The 21,983-nt window shown below is 31.5% G+C and carries 20 protein-coding genes, 1 pseudogene and 1 other annotated feature; of the genes and pseudogenes, 18 read left to right on the top strand and 3 right to left on the bottom strand.

Translation table 11 applies throughout. The features are described from left to right. Positions 1–2 precede the first annotated feature (2 nt). Entirely contained in the window at positions 3–2,408 is a 2,406-nt protein-coding gene (locus B5P42_RS19205; protein ID WP_113734950.1) for an energy-coupling factor transporter ATPase, read from the top strand. Positions 2,409–2,543: 135 nt separating this feature from the next. Further along, on the top strand, positions 2,544–2,642 hold the full coding sequence (locus B5P42_RS19210; RefSeq protein WP_000007808.1) for a YjcZ family sporulation protein: 99 nt from the start codon (positions 2,544–2,546) through the stop codon (positions 2,640–2,642). A gap of 99 nt (positions 2,643–2,741) precedes the next feature. Here the strand turns inward: B5P42_RS19210 and B5P42_RS19215 are convergent, their stop codons facing one another. Continuing rightward, on the bottom strand, positions 2,742–4,061 hold the full coding sequence (locus B5P42_RS19215) for a sensor histidine kinase (RefSeq protein ID WP_113734951.1): 1,320 nt from the start codon (positions 4,059–4,061) through the stop codon (positions 2,742–2,744). Between the two features lie 46 nt (positions 4,062–4,107). After that, the gene (locus B5P42_RS19220; RefSeq protein ID WP_113734952.1) at positions 4,108–4,989 is read right to left on the bottom strand and encodes a protein kinase family protein; all 882 of its coding nucleotides are present in this window, start codon (positions 4,987–4,989) and stop codon (positions 4,108–4,110) included. 126 nt (positions 4,990–5,115) lie between these two features. On the opposite strand from B5P42_RS19220, the gene B5P42_RS19225 reads away from it, so the two are divergent. The 16 genes and pseudogenes from B5P42_RS19225 to B5P42_RS19305 all read left to right on the top strand — a co-directional run bounded on the left by B5P42_RS19225 (position 5,116) and on the right by B5P42_RS19305 (position 21,144). Continuing rightward, on the top strand, positions 5,116–5,634 hold the full coding sequence (locus B5P42_RS19225; protein WP_012261022.1) for a GrpB family protein: 519 nt from the start codon (positions 5,116–5,118) through the stop codon (positions 5,632–5,634). Positions 5,635–5,743: 109 nt separating this feature from the next. Next, positions 5,744–6,274 (top strand): hypothetical protein, encoded by a 531-nt coding sequence (locus B5P42_RS19230; protein WP_061690135.1) that lies wholly within the window; start codon positions 5,744–5,746, stop codon positions 6,272–6,274. Positions 6,275–6,286: 12 nt separating this feature from the next. Then, on the top strand, positions 6,287–6,961 hold the full coding sequence (locus tag B5P42_RS19235; protein ID WP_002032425.1) for a response regulator transcription factor: 675 nt from the start codon (positions 6,287–6,289) through the stop codon (positions 6,959–6,961). After that, positions 6,958–8,373, top strand: a complete 1,416-nt coding sequence (locus B5P42_RS19240; RefSeq protein WP_113734953.1) for a HAMP domain-containing histidine kinase — start codon at positions 6,958–6,960, stop codon at positions 8,371–8,373. The genes B5P42_RS19235 and B5P42_RS19240 overlap by 4 nt, the downstream gene beginning before the upstream one ends. A 147-nt stretch (positions 8,374–8,520) precedes the next feature. After that, complete coding sequence (locus tag B5P42_RS19245; protein WP_113734954.1) at positions 8,521–9,510, top strand: zinc-binding dehydrogenase; 990 nt, start codon at positions 8,521–8,523, stop codon at positions 9,508–9,510. A 273-nt stretch (positions 9,511–9,783) separates the two neighbouring features. Then, positions 9,784–10,383, top strand: coding sequence for an undecaprenyl-diphosphatase (locus B5P42_RS19250; protein WP_113734955.1), 600 nt, complete (start codon positions 9,784–9,786; stop codon positions 10,381–10,383). A gap of 237 nt (positions 10,384–10,620) precedes the next feature. Further along, positions 10,621–12,759 carry a penicillin-binding protein gene (locus B5P42_RS19255; RefSeq protein ID WP_113734956.1) on the top strand — a complete coding sequence of 713 codons (2,139 nt, stop codon included), beginning with the start codon at positions 10,621–10,623 and terminating at the stop codon, positions 12,757–12,759. 175 nt (positions 12,760–12,934) lie between these two features. Further along, positions 12,935–13,192 (top strand) — a binding site (T-box leader). Positions 13,193–13,257: 65 nt separating this feature from the next. Further along, positions 13,258–14,496, top strand: coding sequence for an MFS transporter (locus tag B5P42_RS19260; protein ID WP_113734957.1), 1,239 nt, complete (start codon positions 13,258–13,260; stop codon positions 14,494–14,496). Between the two features lie 111 nt (positions 14,497–14,607). Beyond that, on the top strand, positions 14,608–15,633 hold the full coding sequence (locus B5P42_RS19265) for a serine hydrolase domain-containing protein (protein ID WP_113734958.1): 1,026 nt from the start codon (positions 14,608–14,610) through the stop codon (positions 15,631–15,633). Between the two features lie 64 nt (positions 15,634–15,697). Next, positions 15,698–15,823, top strand: a pseudogene (locus B5P42_RS19270) (GNAT family acetyltransferase); the annotation flags it as partial. Between the two features lie 143 nt (positions 15,824–15,966). Beyond that, the gene (locus B5P42_RS19275) at positions 15,967–16,434 is read left to right on the top strand and encodes a DUF1453 family protein (RefSeq protein WP_113734960.1); all 468 of its coding nucleotides are present in this window, start codon (positions 15,967–15,969) and stop codon (positions 16,432–16,434) included. 79 nt (positions 16,435–16,513) lie between these two features. After that, on the top strand, positions 16,514–17,020 hold the full coding sequence (locus B5P42_RS19280) for a DUF3189 family protein (protein WP_113734961.1): 507 nt from the start codon (positions 16,514–16,516) through the stop codon (positions 17,018–17,020). 190 nt (positions 17,021–17,210) lie between these two features. Continuing rightward, positions 17,211–18,017 carry a DegV family protein gene (locus B5P42_RS19285; RefSeq protein ID WP_002141971.1) on the top strand — a complete coding sequence of 269 codons (807 nt, stop codon included), beginning with the start codon at positions 17,211–17,213 and terminating at the stop codon, positions 18,015–18,017. A gap of 152 nt (positions 18,018–18,169) precedes the next feature. Beyond that, positions 18,170–19,393, top strand: coding sequence for a methyltransferase domain-containing protein (locus tag B5P42_RS19290; protein WP_113734962.1), 1,224 nt, complete (start codon positions 18,170–18,172; stop codon positions 19,391–19,393). A 113-nt stretch (positions 19,394–19,506) separates the two neighbouring features. Further along, the gene (locus B5P42_RS19300) at positions 19,507–20,811 is read left to right on the top strand and encodes an MFS transporter (RefSeq protein ID WP_088033721.1); all 1,305 of its coding nucleotides are present in this window, start codon (positions 19,507–19,509) and stop codon (positions 20,809–20,811) included. Between the two features lie 33 nt (positions 20,812–20,844). After that, positions 20,845–21,144: a winged helix-turn-helix transcriptional regulator gene (locus B5P42_RS19305; protein ID WP_165497895.1), complete on the top strand. Its 300-nt coding sequence runs from the start codon at positions 20,845–20,847 to the stop codon at positions 21,142–21,144. Positions 21,145–21,235: 91 nt separating this feature from the next. Here the strand turns inward: B5P42_RS19305 and B5P42_RS19310 are convergent, their stop codons facing one another. After that, positions 21,236–21,934, bottom strand: a complete 699-nt coding sequence (locus tag B5P42_RS19310; RefSeq protein WP_113734963.1) for a hypothetical protein — start codon at positions 21,932–21,934, stop codon at positions 21,236–21,238. Between the last annotated feature and the right edge of the window lie 49 nt (positions 21,935–21,983).

Here is a 21,983-nt window from a genome sequence, read left to right on the forward strand (position 1 = left end):
ACATGCAACCAATTATTTCTTTTGAACAATTTACCTTTCAATATAGGCATGCTACGCAGCCTACTTTGAAAAATATTACATTTCAAATATATCCTGGGGAAAAGGTACTTATCGCTGGACGAAGTGGTTCAGGTAAGTCAACATTAGCTCATTGTATAAATGGGCTAATCCCATTTTCTTACGAAGGGATAAGTACCGGTAACATTTTAATAGCTGGAAAGGATCCGAGAAAAGATAGTGTTTTTGAACAGAGTAAACACGTAGGGACAATATTACAAGATCAAGATGCACAATTTATAGGCCTTACTGTCGAAGAGGATGTAGCATTTGCATTAGAAAACGATTGTGTAAATCAAATAGAAATGAGAAAGATTGTTACGGATTCTTTAAAAAAGGTAAGCATGCAGGACTTTCATACACAAAGTCCACATGAGTTATCAGGAGGTCAAAAACAGACAGTCTCTCTTGCAGGTCTGCTAACGACAAATGCAGATATATTATTATTTGATGAACCGTTAGCTAATTTGGATCCTGCATGTAGTTTGAATACAATAGAACTCATTAAAAATATACATGAGAAATATAATAAAACAATTGTAATTATTGAACATCGAATAGAAGAAATTTTAAACCTTGATTTAGATAAAATTATTTTAATAGATGAGGGAGAAGTTATTGCCGTTGGTTCACCGGATAGTATTTTAAATTCTGATATATTACCAAATATCGGACTAAGAGAACCTATTTATATAGAGGCGCTAAAGAAATTAAATTTTGATAGTAATAATGTTAAGGTATTTCCAATTGAAAATCTTCGTAATGCAGGCGTTCATAGCCTATTAAAGAACTGGATGCATAAGCAAGTTTCATCAAAAAACAAATATATTAAAAAAGTTTTATGCAAGATAGAAAATTTATCATTTACGTACAATAACAAACATACAGCCTTAGAAGATATCAACCTTTCAATAGGAGAGGGAGAAATAATAGCCTTATTGGGTCATAATGGAGCAGGGAAATCGACATTAGCTCATACTCTTATAGGAATAAATAAAACAAAGAATGGGAGAATAACATTCGATGGAGAAAATATAAATTGTTGGTCTATTCGTAAACGCGGGGAAGTTATTTCTTACGTTATGCAAAACCCAAATCAAATGATTACACAGCCTACTGTTTTAGAAGAGGTTTCATATTCATTACAATTAAAAAAGGTTTCTAAAGATGAGATTGAGACAAGAGTCGAAAAAGCTTTAAGAATTTGTGGATTATATCCATTTCGTAACTGGCCAATTCAGGCATTAAGCTATGGACAAAAAAAGAGGCTTACTATTGCATCTGTACTTATAACAAACCCAAAACTTATTGTATTAGATGAGCCGACAGCTGGACAAGATTATTACCATTACAAACAGTTTATGTCGTTTATTAGAAAACTGGCTGAAAGGGGCATATCCTTTATTATTATCACACACGATATGAATCTTGCTTTAGAATATGCAGATCGAGCGGTAGTTCTGCATGAAGGGAAAATTATTGCGGACAATACTGTATCTGCTGTTTTAGGGGATCAAGGAACGTTACAAAGAGCTAATCTACGGGAGATTTCATTAATAAAACTAGCTAAATTAAGCGGGATTCCAACTCCAGAAACATTTGTGAAATTTTGTATGACACTTACTTTTTTATTTTTTGATTTTCGTATATTGCTAATTTTATTTATTGTTGGATGTATCGGCCTCTTAATTGCAAAAATTCAATTGCGTAAAATTATAGTTATTTTCAGCGTTATATTTACATTTAGTTTATTAAATTCCGTTATGATTCTTTTCATTACGCCCACCCATGGATCGGAATTAACGGGATCGTATACCTCTTTTTTTTATATAGGTTATGCAACAATTACATATGAAACTTTATTTTATGCAGCTACACTTTCATTGAAATATTTTACGTTATTACCATTTACACTTCTTTTTATTTGTACAACCCATCCAAGTGAATTTGTAAGTAGCTTAAATAAATTTGCTATTCCTTATAAAATTACATATGCAATAAATATTGCACTGCGTTATATACCAAGTATTCAATCTGAATATATAATCATTAGACACGCGCAGGAAGCAAGAGGTGTACCTTTTGAAAAAGGAGAAGCGAGCTTGTGGATTCGTATGAAAAACCGTGTTTTAATTTTTTTGCCGCTTATTATTCATTCATTAGAAAGGATTGATACTGTTTCAAATGCAATGGATTTAAGAGGTTTTGGAAAAAAGGATAAACGAACGTGGTACTATGCAAAAGACGCACAAAAGGAGGATTACATCACACTTTTTGTTGGTATTATCATTTTGATTATTGCAGTTTACTTAAAGCTGAATGTATTCCAAAGCTTCTGGTACCCATTTTAAAGCACTCTCAATAGAGTGCTTTTACTAATTTTTATGAAGACATGCTCAAAAAAGGGAGATATACATACTGTATAATACGAACCAGTTAAAATGATCAACTACCTATTAGTTTTCAAACCAAAAGGAGGAAAAAATATGAGTTTCGGCGGTTCTTGTGGTTTTGGTGGAGGTTTCGCTTTATTAGTTGTGTTATTTATTTTATTAATTATTGTTGGATGTAGCTGTTGGAGCTAAGGGTACTAATTTCTAATTAGTCTCTTCTAAATGTAAATTTAAAAAACATAGCAGATACTTTTTGTATCGAAATAAAAAAGGAGCCATTATGCTCCTTTTTTATTTATTATGCAACGTGCTCTCATTATTATATTTTGGGAATGTAATAGTTAAAGTAGTTCCTTTATTAACGATACTTCGGATTTTTAAACTGCCTCGCATCGTTTCAATAATTTTAACAGCAACCATCGTTCCTAAACCCGTACCTTTCGTTTTTGTACTAAAATATGGTTCGCCAAATCGATTAATTTGCTCTTGCGACATTCCAACTCCACTATCTTGAATCCTTATTATGACCTTATTATTGCTAACAGTTGCAGAAATAATTAGATTACCGCCACATGGCATTGCTTCTATACTGTTTTTTATTAAATTTAAAAAACATTGATGGAAGTGCTGTGTATTACCAATAATTGTTCCCTCTGAGAACTCTTTTGTAATATTAATAGTATTCATGTTACAAAAAGGCAACATCATATTAATAACTCGATTTAACTCGTGTTCCACTGAAATATGATCTAGTTTTTCGGAAGCCGGTTTGGCAAAAGTTAAGTAATCATCAATAATTGCTTGTGCACGATTTAACTCTTCAAGAATATGTTCAATATACTCATCTTTGGATTGTTGAGTTATATTGGGTGTTTTTAAAAGTTGTGTAAATCCTTTTACAACAGTCAATGGATTCCTTACTTCATGTGAAATACTTGCAGCGAGTTGGCTGACAATCTCCATTTTTTCAACTTTTATTAATTTTGATCGCATAAATATTGCATCTTTTAAAACCTCATTAAAATAGACCATAAATAATATTAAAATAGTTGGTAATAGAATGAAATAAATAATGTACAAATTATTCACTTCAAAATCTGATAGAGTTAAAACAATTACTGTTGTAAATATTGCAAGGAAAAAAGTTAAAAACATAGATGAAGTTACTTTTATTTTCCTATTGTATGTATTAAATTTTGAGGATGCGAATGCTGTAATTATTAACATCGTTCCATAAACAATGATTGTTAACAGGCTAAAACCATAAAACATAAAACGTATTATTAATAAAATCATGAGTAATGCAATACCGACTGGAAATCCACCATAAAGTGTACCAATTAAAAAGGGGATTTGTCTTAAATCGTGAATATAATTTTCATCCATATAGATGGGATACCGCATACATAAAATTAGTGGGATACTCGTACAAAGAATGATAAGTAGTTTCTTATATTTCTTCCCTAAGTACCCACTATCATAAATAAAATAAAAAACAAATATACTGCTTAAAATATAAAGAAGATTATTTAAAACATTTTGATTAATGTAAACAAAGTTCATAATACATGCCCCGTTATCCTGAATTTCAATCCCATATGTATTATACATTATAAAAGTACAAGTTTTACATGTACTTTTACAATGTATTTAGTTTTTATAGATTTTCAGTGTTATAGGCTTTTAACCATGCATTATTAAACTCTTCCATTGACGCATAGCGCTCACTACGATTTTCATTTACAGCACGGTATGCTACTTCATATAAGCCTTCACTAGCTTCCCATTTCATAAAGGAACGATCTTGCCCGCCACCTAGTAGTGCAAAAGCTATAGCCCCCATATTAAATACGTTTGTTTGTCCGTCTATTATAGAGTTAAGTTGAAACTCTTCAGGTGACATAAAACGAGATGACCCCCACATTCGTCCCATCTTATTTACATACGGTTTGTTACTGTATAAATCAATATCACAAATTTTTGTTTCATTAGTTTTAAAGTTGTACAAAATACTACCGTCATAAAAATCAATAGCTACATAGTTTTTGTGTTCAACGTAAGTATGGAAATTAAAAATAGAATTTAATGAAACTAGCCTGTTTTTAACGGATAATTTTTTATATTTATAAAATGGTGAGTTAGGATCATTATATTTTGCTGGGGGTGGGAAACTCCAGTGCGGGTGGAGACATTCACCGTCAAACCAATCAAAAATTAAAACATATCCATGTTGTACAGGGTAGTGATCAATTAAACTTATAAGAGAAACGTGTTTTAATTCATTGTATATAGTAACTGAGCTTTTTAATCTTTGTATAGCTTCATTTGTAGAAGCATTATATGCGAGTGTTTGTGCCCCTGCATATTTTATAAAGTTCTTTTTCCCATTCTTTTCAACACCAAAACTTATATTACCGGAATCTTGTTGGTCAAAAACCGCAAATACTGTACCTAGTTTTGTAAGCCAATCAAAATTATGATGTTTTTTTAGTTGGAATGTTATAGTATCTAACTGAATTTCAACTGGAATATCTTTCATAATTCACCTCAAATTTAATATAATTAAGTTGTCCATTACAGTATTCGACATATTTTGTAAAATCCCTATATTTATAAACTTAAATTTTATAAATATAATAATATATAGTTGTAAGGAGGAAAGCAAATGGATGGAAAAATCATAATTAAACCGTACCAACAATATTGGCATACAGAGTTTTTAAATGAAAAAAATAAACTTGTGCCGTTACTCCATGAAGAAATTATTGCTATTGAACATATAGGAAGCACAGCCGTAGAAGGGTTAGGGGCTAAACCTCTTATTGATATGATGATCGGCGTAACAAATTTACAAATTACCGAAAATTGGAGGGAAGCCCTAGAAGAAATTGGCTATGAATATGTTCCTAAAAAAACACCTAATTGGCGTTTTTTTAGAAAAGGTAAATGGAGAGCTGGTACCCACCATTTACATGTTTATATTTATAATAACGAGGAATGGAGGAACAACCTTTTATTTCGAGACTTTCTAATAAATCATGAGTGGGCACGTGAAGAATATAGAGTATTAAAAGAGATGCTTGCTGCTGCATATCCTTTTGATCGTGTTTCATATACAAATGCAAAAGCACCGTTTATTTGCAACATATTAGAATTGGCCAAAAAGGAGATAAATAAAATATAAGTAGTTTGCAGATTCTCATTTTATTTTAATCTTTCTCTCATGTTATTCTCTCTTTTACTTGATACACTGCTGATTATAGAGCTTTTGAGTCAAAAGGAGATTATATAAAATGGAGAAAATACTTAGAAATAAATATTTCCATATATATGTTAAAATAATCGGTATTACTATTATTGTTTGTAGTGTAGAATTGCTATTTATTAATGTTTTGTACGGGAATGTATTAAATGTACAATGGCTAAATAAGAAATTAGGTTCTTTAGGTGAATACGGGGTAATTATAGCTGCATCATTATGGTTCTTACGTCATATATGGTTATTTTTAAAGAAGAAACATATTCACAGATTTAAAATAATTAAAGAGCTATATCTTTTTATAAAACATTTTCACGTATTAATTGGATACGCTGTAATAGCTGTTGCGACTACTCACGGTGTTTACTTTTTAATAAAAGGAAGTCGGCATATTATGCTAGTATACAGTGGTATATTTTCTCTTTTAACCTTAATAGCATTAGGGATTGCGGGATTTGTTTTACAACAAACTAATAAGAAAACGAAATTGATAATGTATCGAAAAACACATCAAATCGTTGCAATTATATTCGGAATAGAATTACTTATTCATTTAATCGTATAGGAGGAAGTATCGTTGCAACATATACTAATTATTGAGGATGAGGAAAGCTTAGCAGATTTTTTAGAATTAGAATTAAAGTATGAAGGATATATAGTAGATATACAACTTGATGGAAGAAAGGGATTAGAAGCAGCACTTGAAAAGAATTACGATCTCATATTACTTGATTTAATGTTACCAGGATTAAACGGACTGGAAGTATGTCGTCGACTAAGAGCAACTAAAAGTACACCTATTATTATGTTGACTGCTCGTGATAGTATTATGGACCGTGTGACAGGGTTAGATAGTGGAGCTGATGATTATCTTCCAAAACCGTTTGCAATTGAAGAACTTTTAGCACGTATGAGAGTGATTTTTAGGAGAGAAGAAAATACAGAGCAAAAGCACGCATCATTTCTTTCGTTTAAAGATCTACAGCTTCAGATTGAATCTCGAACTATAACTAAAGGAAATGAAGAAATTGAACTTACAAATAAAGAATTCGAGCTACTGCTTATGTTTATGAAAAATATTAATCGAGTTCTTACCCGTGATATTTTACTGGACCAAGTATGGGGTTATGATGCAATGGTTGAGACGAATATAGTCGATGTATATGTTCGTTATTTACGTAATAAGTTACATAGTGTGGATAAGGAGGAGTATATCCAAACAGTCCGCGGTGCTGGATATATAATGAAATGATAAAAAACATTGTGTACCGAATTCGAAATTTACCTATAAAGTGGAAATTAACACTTTGGTCCACTACACTAGTATTCATTTTGTTTATTTTGTATAGCACGTTACAATTCATTGTAATTAATAAGTGGACTATAGATTATGAACAGAAACAAATAAACAGACAATTGACAGAAATAGCGGCATATTTTCAAGATAAAAACGAAACGCTCTCGAGCAAAACATTTGAAAATAGTAAAGAATTTCTAAATAATATGATTGATAAACATCAAATGATTCGTATTATCGGAAATGATGGAAAGCCCATTGTTACTGTTTCTCGAGATTTTAATGAAGCTTGGATAAAACCAAAACAGGTTACTCAAGATGAATCCTTAATAAAAAGACATATAGAAGATCGAATATTAGTTGAGCGCATACCAATTCAAACAAAAAAATTCACGGGAACTATTGAACTTACGAAAAACTTAGAGACATTTGATCATTTATTAAAAATTATCTTAGTGGTAATGGTCTTTGCAGGGATATGTGGATTAGTGTTTAGTTTTTTAGGTGGAATACTTATAACGAAAAAGCTTTTATCAAGTGTTCAAAACATAACGGATACGATGAAGCGTATTAAGAAAAACGGACTAAATGAAAGAGTTCCAGTACGAGAAAATAATGATGAACTCGCAAAATTATCGATTCTTTTTAATGAAATGATGGATGAAGTGGAAACTTCTTTTACACAGCAAAAACAGTTTGTAGAAGACGCATCGCATGAATTAAGAACACCATTAACAATTATTCAAGGGCACTTATCAATGCTGAATCGATGGGGGAAAAATGATCCAGCTATATTGGATAAATCTCTTCAATCCAGTTTAAAAGAAGTAGATCGATTAAATAAATTAGTTTCAGAATTGCTAGAGCTATCAAGGGCTGAATCAGAACAGATACATCCAATAACAGCTGAACGAGTCCATGTTAATAGCGTATTAACACAAGTTACACAAAACTTTGCAGTACTGCAACCTGACTTTCAATTTGATATGAAATTAGATGCAGATGAAGCGTATGTTTCAATACCACCATCTTACTTAGAACAAATTAGTATTATTGTAATGGATAATGCAGTGAAATATACAAAAGAAGCTAATAAGTATATTTGTATTGAATCAAGTATACAGTCGGGGAAAATTAATATTCGCATAATAGATCATGGAGCGGGAATACCTGAATCGGATTTACCATTTGTTCTTAACCGTTTTTATAGAGTCGATAAAGCGAGAAGTCGAAAACAAGGTGGCAATGGGCTAGGTCTATCTATTGCAAAACGGCTTGTAGAAAAATATAACGGAACTATTCAATTAGAGAGTAAAGAAAATGAAGGAACAGTTGTTACGATTACATTTCCTTATGCTACCCATTGATAGTTGAAGGTGGAAAATTCTTTTTGTAAGAGTTATTTAAAAGGAGGAATACATGATGTATTTCCTCTTTTTTTAATGTTTAGTAATCAAAATATTTTATTTCTTTCGATATTTTCGATACATTAATAATATAAAGGGGGATTATTAATGAAAGCTATTATACATCAACATAAAAATGGAATAGAAGGTTTAAAATATAAATTATCACCTGAGATAACACCTAATGTTGGGGAAGTTAAAGTGAGATTAAAAGCAGCAGGTTTAAATCATCGTGATTTATTTATAATGAATAATAGAAAAGAAATGGAACTACCATTAGTTTTAGGGTCAGATGGTGCAGGTATTGTTATAGAACTAGGAGAAGGAGTTTCAAATATTTCACTACATACCGAGGTTATTATTAACCCTAGTATTGGATGGAATAATACTCATGAAATACCAGAGTTACCTGAAGTACTAGGCGGACCAGCAGATGGAACATTTGCTGAATATGTTATTGTACCAGCAGAAAATGTAGTGGAAAAGCCATCATATCTTACGTGGGAAGAAGCTGGCGTTTTATCTTTATCGGCATTAACTGCATATAGAGCGCTTTTTACAAAAGGTAGATTAAAACCTGAAGAACATGTCCTAATTCCGGGAATCGGCGGTGGTGTAGCTACTTATGCTATGTTATTTGCTAAAGCAATTGGAGCAAAGGTGAGTGTTACTTCAAGGATAGAGGACAAAAGAAAGGCTGCTGAAAAATATGGAGCAGACTTTTCTTTTAATAGTTCTGGTAACTGGGAAGAGTGCCTACATGGAGAAAAAGTGGATTTAATTATAGATAGTATAGGTCCGGCGACTTTCTTGAAATATTTTGATATATTAAAACCAAATGGAAGAATCGTTAACTTTGGTGCAAGTTCAGGAGATAAAATCGAATTACCGTTACGAGCATTATTTTATAATCAAATTGATATTATGGGAACATCAATGGGAAGCCGTGAAGAATTTAATGAGATGGTTCATTTTATAGAGAAACATAATATTAAACCAATTATTGATAAAGTATATCCATTAGAAGAAGCAATCCAAGCTTTAAATCGAATGCAGCAAGGAGAACAATTCGGTAATATTGCCCTTCGTATGGAATAAGAATATGATTTCGTAACTAATATATTTAAATGAATATGTTATGTATTATATCCATGCATAGAGTGTTCACCACACTATTTAAAATGGTTTACAACCTTTATACATATTTAGCTCGTGTAAATAGTTACGCCATTGTCAAATGAATAGTAGCAAAATGAGAATTTGATGAGAAAAGTTTAAACCCATTTTCATATTGATGTTGTATACTGTGTAAATCAAGAACGCTTGTATCTTTATTTAAAGTACAATGAGTAATAATAAGGAGAGAGTAATATGAATTACACAGTATTTCAATGGATTAATAACTTTGCTGGATCATCCAAGCTATTAGATACGCTAATGATCGCTATTACAAATAGTGTTCCATATGTAGCTATTCTATTTATGCTTATCCTATGGTTCAATAATGGAAAGAAAGAGAATGCAATTAGAAAACAATATACAGTGTTATATACGACACTTTCAGTTAGTATTGCATTATTAGTAAATGTTCTTATACATGCGGTATATTACCATCCGCGTCCTTTTATAACACATCATGTCAATCAATTAGTACCGCATGCAGCAGATTCATCATTTGTAAGTGATCATTCTGTACTCGTATTTTCGATTGCTTTCGTATTTATTCTTAGAGGAGAAAAACTTAAATATATCGCGTTAATATGGGCAGTATTAGTCGGTATATCACGCATGTACGTAGGCGTTCATTATCCTCTAGATATACTTGGTGCTGCGTTCTTAACATTTATTACAAGTGGATTAGTAATGCAAAGTGCACGTATATTTGAACCGTTAGTTCGTTTTATTTTCAAAATGTATGCACTAGTAGCAAAACGAGTTCCTTTTTTAGCGAAATATAACCATATAGCTTAATAAAAAGAACCTACAAAAAGTAGGTTCTTTTTATTTGAAAATTCTTAAATTTCACTTACCGTATTTTATGTTAAAAAACATAGAATTAATAAAAAACAAATAGCAACAGAACTGGTTTTCTTATTGTTATAGAGGAATTAGTAAAAAAACTTCGAAAAATATAGTATCTACTATATTAAAGAACATATTTAGTAGCGCATCTTCGCATTAATGCATTGTAAAGGAAAGGAGATTAGTATGCATAAACTTCAAACGAATAAAGGCGCACGATATATGATGATTGCTTTTATTGTTTTATTTCTTACTATGCTTTTACGTATATTTTATATTCAAGCAGTAGGAGTCGTGCATAATGTTAATGTAAAGGATCTTGCGAAGGAACAACAAAACAAAAATGGAGTTTTAGAAGCAAATCGCGGGACAATTTATGATCAAAACGGTAAAGTATTAGTCCAAGACTCAACGACATATCGCATCGTTGTAAACTTAAAAGGAAAAGATAAATTAAAAGATAAAGAAGATACTGCACAACGTTTAGCAGATGCGCTTGAAGTTGATAAAGAGGAGATTATGAAAAATTTTCATGAAGGACGTACGCAAGTTGAAATTGGTAAAATTGGACGTAACTTATCTAGAGAAGCGAAGGAAGAACTTAAAAATTTGAAAATACCAGGTGTATCGTTTACAACAGAAAAAGCCAGAGTATACCCAAATGAAGACTTCGCCTCGTATATACTTGGTTTTGCAAGACCAGACGATAAAGGTAATGCGGAGGGCAAGTTTGGGCTTGAAGAAAGTTTGGATAAATATTTACGCTCTACAAACGGAAATGTAAAATATGTAGGTTCACGAAATGGAATCCCACTTACAAATGATATAGGAAAAATAGAACCTGCTAAAAATGGAAATAACGTATACCTTACGCTTGATAAACAAATTAATAGTTTTTTAGAAGATGCGATGAACAAAGCGGAGCAACACTATGACCCTTCTATGTTAGTAGGAATTATTGCAGATCCAAAAACAGGTAAGATTTTAGCAATGTCTAGTAAGCCTAGTTATAATCCTAACAAAGGAGACATTGAATATTTTTTAAACGATCCAATTGCGAATGCATTCGAACCAGGGTCTACAATGAAAGTTTTTACATTAGCTGCTGCAATTAATGAAGGTGTATATAACGGGAAAGAATATTTCCAATCAGGAAAATATGCAGTTGGTTCAGCAGAGATTAAAGATCATAATGGCGGCTATGGATGGGGTTCAATTACATTTGATGAAGGGTTTGAACGGTCATCGAACGTTGCTTTTTCTATTTTAGAAGATCAGTTACTGAAACCAAATAAATTCAAGCAATATATGAATTTGTTTGGTTTCAATCAAAAAACAGGGATAGATTTGCCTGGAGAAAGTAAAAATACATTATTGTTAAATACTCAAATTCAACAAGTTACTACATCTTTCGGCCAAGGCTCAACTGTAACTCCTATTCAAATAGTACAAGCGGCCACAGCTATAGCAAATGACGGGAAAATGATGCAACCTTATATTGTTGATAAGGTTGTAAATCCAACAAATAAACAAGTTATTATGGAAAATCAACCTAAAGAAATAGGGAATCCGATTAAAAAAGAAACTGCAGATAAGGTAAGGAACTTAATGGAGCGAGTTATTACTTCATCTAAAGGAACGGGAACGTTGTATAAAATTGATGGTTATCCGATTGGTGGTAAAACAGGGACAGCGCAAATTCCGAATCCTGAAAATGGACGATATATGGAAGGGAAAGATAATTATATTTTTTCATTCTTAGGAATGGCTCCAATTGATGATCCGCAATTAGTCGTATATTTAGCCATTAAGCAACCTAAATTAAAGGGGAATGAATACGGTGCTCAGCCTCTTGCTGAAATTTTTAAACCAGTTATGAAAAATAGTCTAGAATATTTAAAAGTGAAACCATATACAGAAAAGAAAATGGCAGATGCAACAAAGCAATCTGAAATAAAAGTACAAAATTATGTAAATCAAACGATGGATACTGTAAAAAACATTGCAGAAAAAGAGAAACTTCAGCCGGTATTATTAGGAGAAGGAAAGATAATAAAACAATATCCACAGACTGGCGAGGTAATGAGTGAAGGAGATCGCATACTTCTAGTAGGAAGTAATGTGAAAATGCCTAACCTAAAAGGTTGGTCAATGCGTGATGTTATGTATTTCTCCAAGCTATTAAAATTAGATTTAAAAACTTCAGGTATAGGCTATGTAACGAGTCAAAGTATTGAAAAAGGACAAGATTTACAAGAGGGTGATACTTTAGAACTAGAATTAGAACCACCGCTACAACCGTTAGTAGAGGCAAATACGAATTAATTTGGACATTTTGAAGGGCCTATATATAATTGGCTCTTTTTTTAGAGATTCAACTAATTTCACGCACCGTAATTTTTAGAAAAAATAATAAATAAGACTATTAACATTGGCATAACTTGAAATATCTGATTATTTGTTATTTACAGTTAAATGGATATGTGATAATATGAAAAAACCAAATGCAGTGAAGAGAAGAGTAGATAAAATGAATTTTTCACAGAGAGCTCCATTTAGCTGAAAAGGAGTAAAAATTCTTTATTGAATCAAGCCTCTGAGCAGCACATCGGAACCTTTTAAAAGTGGATGGTGTGACGGGAGCTCCCGTTATAGAGCTAAGGTATAAGCATGAAAATAGTGCAGTACCTGATAAGGTTAATATGGCGACATATTAACAAACTAGGGTGGCACCGCGATGATAAATCTCGTCCCTAAGACTAAAAGTCTTGGGGGTGGGATTTTTTTATTGTTTTAAAACAATTTAGAAAGCGGGTGCCTAAAGTGAAAAAATTACTTGAAGATTGGAAATATCCTTTATTACTATTGTCCGGAGTTGGTATTGCGAATTTAGGTGCATGGATTTATTTAATCGCACTGAATGTACTTGTCTATAATATGGGTGGCTCAGCCTTAGCTGTCGCTACTTTATATGTGATAAAACCATTAGCCACTTTATTTACAAACGCTTGGTCAGGAAGTATGATAGATCGTTTAAATAAACGAAAGTTAATGATTCACCTCGATATATATCGAGCAGTATTTATCGCTATTTTACCCTTGGTTCCATCCCTTTGGATTGTCTATCTCTTAGTATTTTTTATAAGCATGGCCAGTGCGATTTATGAACCAACTGCTATGACATATATGACGAAATTAATTCCAGTAGAGCAAAGACAACGTTTCAACTCACTACGTAGTTTAATAGGATCTGGTGCATTTTTAATTGGTCCAGCAGTGGCGGGGATATTATTAATAACTGGTACACCAGAGTTTGCTATATATATGAATGCTATAGCATTTCTGTTATCAGGGTTAATTACATTACTTTTACCTGATCTTGATAAAAAATACGATTCTAATACATCAAGTGATAAGTTATCTCTAACTGTACTAAAAAAAGATTGGAACATAGTTTTAAATTTCAGCAAAAAATCTGTGTATATAGTATGTGTTTATTTCCTATTCCAAGGAATGATGGTTTTAGCTACCGCTATAGATTCACTTGAACTATCGTTTGCGAAAGAAGTTTTATTGTTAACAGATAGTGAATATGGCTTTTTAGTTAGTATCGCTGGAGCGGGTTTTATTTTAGGAGCCATAACAAATACAATTTTATCAAAAAAATTAGCACCTTCATTTCTAATTGGGATAGGATCATTATTCATTGCAATCGGATATTTGATTTATGCTTTTTCAAGTGAGTTTTTAATAGCTGCTATCGGATTCTTTGTTTTATCTTTCTCTATGGCATATGCAAATACGGGATTTTACACATTTTATCAAAATAACGTTCCGGTTCATATGATGGGACGAATCGGGAGTATATACGGGCTCGTTTTAGCTGTTTTTACAATTTTTATAACGATTCTGTTCGGCGTTGCAACTCAATTCACTTCTATACAACTTGTAGTCATTGTAGGAGTATTGGTAATGCTACTTATTACTATCATATTGTGCGTGTATACTTTATTACCATCGCGGTCTAAGGTATATTCCGCTGAATCAATAAATTCGAAATAGTTCCCTTGGTTTTCATTTGAAAATTAGGGGGTTGAATAGGAGGTTTCTTTCCCCTATATATGGAAAAGTAATAAGGGGAAAGAACAATACCAATAAACAAGGGTGGTTATTATGATAAAAACAAAAGATCAAATAGAGAAAATTGTAAAAGAAATACATCGGAATATAGATTTTTCTGGGGTAGTCTTAATAAAAAAAGATGATGATATTATTTATGAAAATTCATTTGGATATGCTAACCGAAGTGAATGTATAAACAATACACTACAAACAAGATTTGGAATTGCCTCAGGATGCAAATTATTTACTGCTATCAGTATCTGTCAACTTGTTGAAAGCGGTGTAATTACTTTTCATACAAAGTTAAAAGATTGTCTACATATTAAATTCCCAAACTTTAATGAAGATATTACAGTACATCAACTTTTAACGCATAGTTCGGGTATTCCAGATTATTTTGATGAAAGTATCATGGATAACTTTGAAGACCTTTGGAAACAAAATCCTATGTATCTATTAAAAAGTTTAAAAGACTTTTTACCATTATTCCAAAACAGTAATATGATGTTTACACCAGGAAGTAAGTTTTACTATAATAATGCAGGTTTTATTATACTTGGATTAATTATAGAACAGCAGACAGGACTTGAATTTACGGAATATATAGAAAGAAACATATTTGTTCCAGTTGGTATGAATGATTCAGGCTATTTCTCTTTAGATAATTTACCAAAACATACAGCTCTCGGATATATAAAGGATGTAAATAGTCAAAAATGGAGAACAAATGCATACTCTATACCCATAAAAGGAGGTTCTGATGGCGGTGCTTACATTACTGCACCAGACATGGTGAAATTTTGGGAAGCTCTATTTAACAACGAAATATTAAGCCGCGAATATACGAAGTTACTTTTTACTCCTCATATTTTGGTGAATAATAGCCAGTCTTACGGCTATGGAATATGGATTGAGAAAAGACAAGAAAATATTTTTAAATATCATGTAATGGGATATGATCCAGGCGTGAGTTTTCGCTCGGCCGTATACCCAGAATTAGGAATTACATTAGTTATTCCATCAAATAAAGAGGCAGGACCTGAAAAACTAATGGTGGAAATAGAAGGAGCTTTTTAATTACATGGATATAAAAATTAGAGCATATAAAAAAGAAGACGAAATAGGCTAGGTACGTTGCCGTGTGTTATCTTTTTTAGATACAGCATATTATGACAATGTACTTAGAGAGAAAGAAAAATATGAAAATCCCGCAATTGAACTAGTTGCTATACATGAAGAACAAGTAGTAGGAGACGTACGAGTAAAAAGTACGTCTTTTTACTTTTATAAGTAATGCTTAAGGCTGATGGGAAATCACATTCCATATTATACAAATTAAAGTATCTATCGTATTTCAAACAGAGATGAATATAATTTTCAAAGGTAAACAAGTATATAGGAGGACTCTAAATGGATATTCTATTTGTTATTCTACTTGTTATTCTTATAATTGTATTAATTCAAGGTAAGGAATACAAAGTGAATATTAATCGTATTTGGCTCATTCCGGCTTTGCTGTGCTTTGTAACAATCCAGTCCATTATTCATATGGGACAATTAAATATATTGCACGTACTACTATTCGTTGCAATGCTCGGAATGGGATTGGGTCTAGGAGTTATTAGGGGAAAAGCTTTAACATTTCGATTAGATAGTGAAACAGGTCATGTATTACGAAAAGGAAATTGGTTAAGTACAATTATTCTCCTTGTTATTTTAGGTGCAAAGGTTTTGATTAAGCAAAGTATGTTTCCTGGCAGTACTCACCACACATTAATGGTTGTAACGAATGCCTTTTTATGTATCACATTAGGTACCGTAATTAGTAGACGCTATTATATTTGGAAAAAATATAATGAGTTAATACAAAAAGTGTAAATACATTTATCCCTTGTTTAACAACGCTGTGAACGGTAATACTAAATAACATTGAACTTTTACAACAAGGGATGATAATATGATATTCATTTACACAGATTTCGGCGGAACACATTCAACTGCACTCGCTGCAGCTTATCATTTAAATAAATTACCAACAGATCGTAAGTTAACGAAAGAAGAAATATTAAATGTAGATTACTTTAATAAATTGAAAACAGAGGATATGGGAAAGATTATTTTTCATGGACAAGATGAATATGGGAATCCTGTATATACAATTGGGTGCGGGGCATCCAAAGTCGTTGTACCTGCGATGAAGCATTTAGGAGAGATTCTGCAAAAACATTATCAAAGCCATGAAAAGATTATTTTTTCTAATACATCACCAACAGTTCCTTTACCAATGACTTTCGGTGGTCTGTTTTCTAGAAGGTTCCACATCGACTTTATCGGCGTACCATTACTCGTATGGGGAGCAAAACTTAGCTGTGATAACATACAAAGGCTTGTTAATTATACGAAAGAAGCTGGCCGATTGACGAATGATTATGTTGTAATTTTAGATAACGAAACATTTAAGTAATGTTAAAAAAAGACCGCAAAATTTCGCGGTCTTCTTTTTTTGAAAAATAGACAAAAAATATTCACATTTATTATACATCTTCTATAGCTAAAATATTAAAGTCCTGTTACTATTACAGGGGATATTCTCTTTTCGTAAGATAAATATATAGAAAAGTCAGAAAAGAGGAACAGAATAAGGGAGGAACAACATGAAGCGTGTTGCTTGGTTTACTGATAGTACAACTGCGAGTTTTACAACAGATGGTGATAACTTTGTTATCCCAATTGAAGTTATTATTGATGGAGTGTCTTATAAGGATTGTGAAGAAGGAGTTCATAAACGTCTTTATGAAGCGTTAAATGATGGAAGAACAGTTACTACTTCGCAACCTAACATAGGGGAAATGGTAGAATTATTTACTAAATGCAAAGAAGAATATGAAGAAGGCTTTGCAGTTGCTATTAGCGGAAAAGTAAGTGGGACCTATCAAAATATGAAGCTAGCTGCTGATATGGCAGGTTTCCCTTTAACTGTATTAGATAGTGAAACGACAAGTTATCCAATGGATGAACTTTTGAGAAAAGCTAAAACGTTATACAATGATGGTATGACTTTACAAGATATACATAAAACATTAGTAGATGAAAAAAGAAGGCCTTTTTATGTATTTCCAAAAAGCTTAAAAGGTTTATATGCAAGTGGTCGAGTAAAGGGAGTTCAATTTTTACTTGGAAGTTTATTAAGTGTCAACTTAATCTTAGAAGTAAAAGGCGGAGAACTTTTACTTGAAAAGAAAGTGCGTAAAATCCAAAAATGTAGAGAATACATTAAAAATGAGCTTGAAAAAGAATTACCAAAAGTACTTCATATGTTCTATGCTAACGATAAAGATGGAGCTGAAGAATGGATTTTAGATATTAAACAAGCATTCCCTGAAATGGATTTCAAGCTTTATCCATTGCCGATTTCATTTGCTGTTCATGCAGGTGAAGGAACAATAGCAATAAGTTATTAAGAGGAAAACCCGTGAATAATTCGCGGGTTTTTTTATTATATAAAAGCTTCATTACATCATTCCCGTATCATAAATAATAATGTATAGATAAAAGGATTTTCTACTAAAAAAAAGAAGTATGTATAAACAAATATTATAATGGTAGTGATATTATGAAAATCGGAAAGTTTGGAGAAAAAAATAATATAAGTATAGATACAATTAGACATTATATGGATCTCGGACTAATTATTCCTGAAAAAAAGGGTAGCCATTATTTTTTTGATGAGTATTGTCAAAAAGATATAGAGCTTATATTAGAGTACAAATGGCTAGGTTTTAGTTTGAATGAAATTAAAGAACTTTTTCTTTATCAAAATTTAGCAAAATCTATGAATTACGAAAAAGATACTCTTTACCAATCTTTATTTAAATCGAAATACGAAATGTTTGAACAAGAAATACAAATTTTAGAGGAGAGAAGGGATAAATTAAAAGAAGTGTTAAATGATTTATCGCTAACAAATGAAACTCCGAATTCTATTATTGGGATAGATTTAAGCGTACTTCATTTACTTACATGTTCTAAGTGTAGCAAAAACCTAATTCTTCAAAATGGAATTATTAATTGCAATCAAATTACAGAGGGAAAGTTAATTTGTAACTGTGGGGAAGAATACATTATTACTTCAGGTATTCTAACAGCTGGCAATTTATTTAAAGCATATGAGCGATCTTCACTTGAAAGTTCTATTTCAGATTATATTCATGAAACTGATACTGCATATTTGGAAAATATGCATAGAGAAGGAGAATGGGCGAAAAAGAAACTAATGCAATTAGATTTAAATAACAAAATACTACTTGATATAGGATCGGGTCTTGGGTTCTTTTTGCGAAATATTTATGAAGAACTACCCGAGGATTGCTTATTTATTGCAGTTGATCGAGATTTGAATAAACTACTATTTTTAAAAGATGTATTAGAAAGAAGAAATCCGAAAAGAAACATTCTCTTTATCTGTGCTGATTTTTTAAGTATACCTATTCAGAATCAGTCTGTTGATATTGTAATTGATCACTCTGGTACGAGCAATTATAGTTTTGAGCATGAGGATTTTTTACTTCACGAATTAAATCCACTTTTTAAAACGGATTGTTATTTATTAAGTTTATTTATTTTATTTAAAAATTTTAGCATAAATAGCCAAATTACAACTAGATTTCGAGATAATTTTACGTCTTCAAAAGTGAAGAGAGAAATCCAAAAGCTACAGTTTAATTCCATAGATGAAAGAACTTCAGAATATATAGAACGAGGAGGGAAATACGAGGATTTCTTTGTTCAAGGAGAAGAAATTTATACATATTCATTTTTCGGAAAAAGATGGGTTTAACCCCATCTTTTTTAATTTTTCTTTTAAAAGTTTTTAATAATAGCATATTGATATTGGGTTAACCCGAGAACTTACACTGTACGTAATACAAAGTTCAGCGGGAGGGAAATGTTATGGGAAGTTTACGATTACATATAGAAAATAAAAAAAGAAACCAAGAACTAAGAAATATTTGTTTATATTCAATTGCAAAAACAGTATCAATATCCGGTAGCTCTATATATAGTTTCGCATTAGGATTATATGTTTTACAAATAACCGGATCTGCGTTAAATTTTGCGATTACGCTCATTTTAGGAACGATTCCAATGATTGTTATGAATCCATTTGCCGGTGTAATTGCTGATAAGGTTGATAAAAAGAAACTGGTTATTTGTATGGATTTACTAAGTGGATGCTTATTAATAACTGTTTATATATTAAGCAGCTATTATGGATTAAACTTATTCATCATTTATACTACTACCTTTCTTATGACGGTATTTACAACATTTTTTGGAATAGGATTAGAAGCCGCAAAACCAAATATCGTCTCTAAAGAGCGGCTTATGAGTATTAACTCTATAAGTAAAATTATCGATTCTGTATCTTTAATTCTCGGTCCTATGTTAGGTGGCATCGTTTTTGCAGTCTTTGATATTAAAATTTTTATAATTATAAACGGTATTTCATTTATTCTTTCGGGTATATCCATATTATTTATTCATTTTAAACTGTTCGAGTTCAACATAAATGAGGAATGCCCAAAAAGGAGAATTAATTTTATTAAAGATATAAAAGAGGGGTTTTCATACTTAATTGAAAAGGAAAGCCTAAAGAATACGTTTCGAATTTTAATTTCACTTAATTTCTTCTTAGGGTTTGCTGTAACTGTTCCATTGCCATACATTATTAACACAGTTCTCAATCTTAGTTCTAAGCAATTTGGTATCATTCAAGGGACTTTTCCAGTAGGGATGATAATTGGTGCAATTTTAGTAAAAAAGATAACTAATCGTTTTTCTTACTCTTATCTTTTGAAAAAGCTAAGTTCAATGTTGGCAGTTTTTATGATTATTTCAGGAATTCCAGTTCTATTCAAAAGTTTTGAAGTAAATGATTTTGTATACGTTATTACGTATTGTGTTGTTATGTTTTTTTTAGGGCTAATAATAGCGTTAATTGATATTCCTTTAATTTATTTCATGCAAAAAGAGATTCCTGATGAATATAGGGGGAGGGTACTCAGTATTGGATTAAGTATAGGTAAAATGATGCAGCCAATAGCATTGGCATTATCAGGTCTATTATTAAATTATATTCCAGCCTATACACTTCCAATTGCAGGAGGGATAGTATTTCTTATTTTGAATAAGGCTTACTCAAATAAGTTGAATTTAGAAATTCATTCAAAAGATTACAGTGTTTTGCGTAGCTAAGTATATTGTCCATTAACAGTTACCCAAAATGCAATTGCAGGAAGATGGAAAATCGTGATTTTGTGGCATTTAAGCAAAAATGAAATTATTAGGTTTAATGAATTATTGAGGATGTTACCTGGTATCTCAAAAGGAATCTTAACTAGACAATTAAGAGAGCTTGAAGAGGACGAGTTAGTACACAGAGAAGTTTATAAAGTTGTTCCACCAAAGGTAGAATATTCTTTAACAGAGCAGGGGAAAAAGTTTATACCTGTATTAGAAGCAATGCAAGTCTGGGGTAAAGATTTACTAAATAAAAAAATAGAGATGTATGAAAAGCATAAGGACTAATAAATTATTAATACCTTCCTATTGGTAATAGGAAGGTATTAAGTTCAAATTAAATACTGAAAAATTTATTAATGTAAGTTGTACTGGAAAACTATCGTAATTCAGCCGTCTTTCTAATAACAATCTTATCAATATCATCCTCTTCATCACCAATAAATAACCTTCGTTCTTTTAAGTATGTTTCAAAGTATAAATCTGCTTCTGCACGTTCATCATATGGCTTTACAGATAGAACGAAACCTAATTTATTTTGCTCCTCTAAATGAGAAGTGGAGATGTAAGCCGGTACATTGTGGCGTAAAAAGAGCTCTTTAACCGGAATAATCATATCTTTCATTAATTTCGTTAGCATACCCATTTCAAACTCAAAATTAAAGCGATCTATACTAGATAAATCCGCGAATACTACACCAATAAAACCTGTATTAAATACTTCTTGATATTCTACTTCTTCGTTACCGTAAAAATTCTTTTCAATTAAATAATTTATAAAATAAGAAACACCATCACTTTGTTCAAAAGGTTTTGTTGAAAGAACGAAGCCGATTTTCTTTTGTTTATGTAAATACACACATGACATGTATGCAGCGATATTATGTTCTTTAAATAATGCACTCGTTGCTCCAGATAGACCATCTAGTACGTGATGTACAATTTGAAGTTTTTTACGAGCGAAATAATAGGATTTCTTTTGTAACTCCAATGTATCAATAAAGACAGAGCCGATAAAGCCTGTATTTGAAATAATAGGTGTTTGCTTTTTTCTTCCTCTGCGCTTTGCTTGAGTCATTGTTGAAATCATCCCTTCATGTACAAATAAATTAAAAAGAACGTTTGTT

The sequence above is a fragment of the Bacillus sp. SRB_331 genome (genome assembly GCF_003264175.1).
In the GTDB taxonomy this organism is placed as follows: Bacteria; Bacillota; Bacilli; order Bacillales; family Bacillaceae_G; genus Bacillus_A; species Bacillus_A mycoides.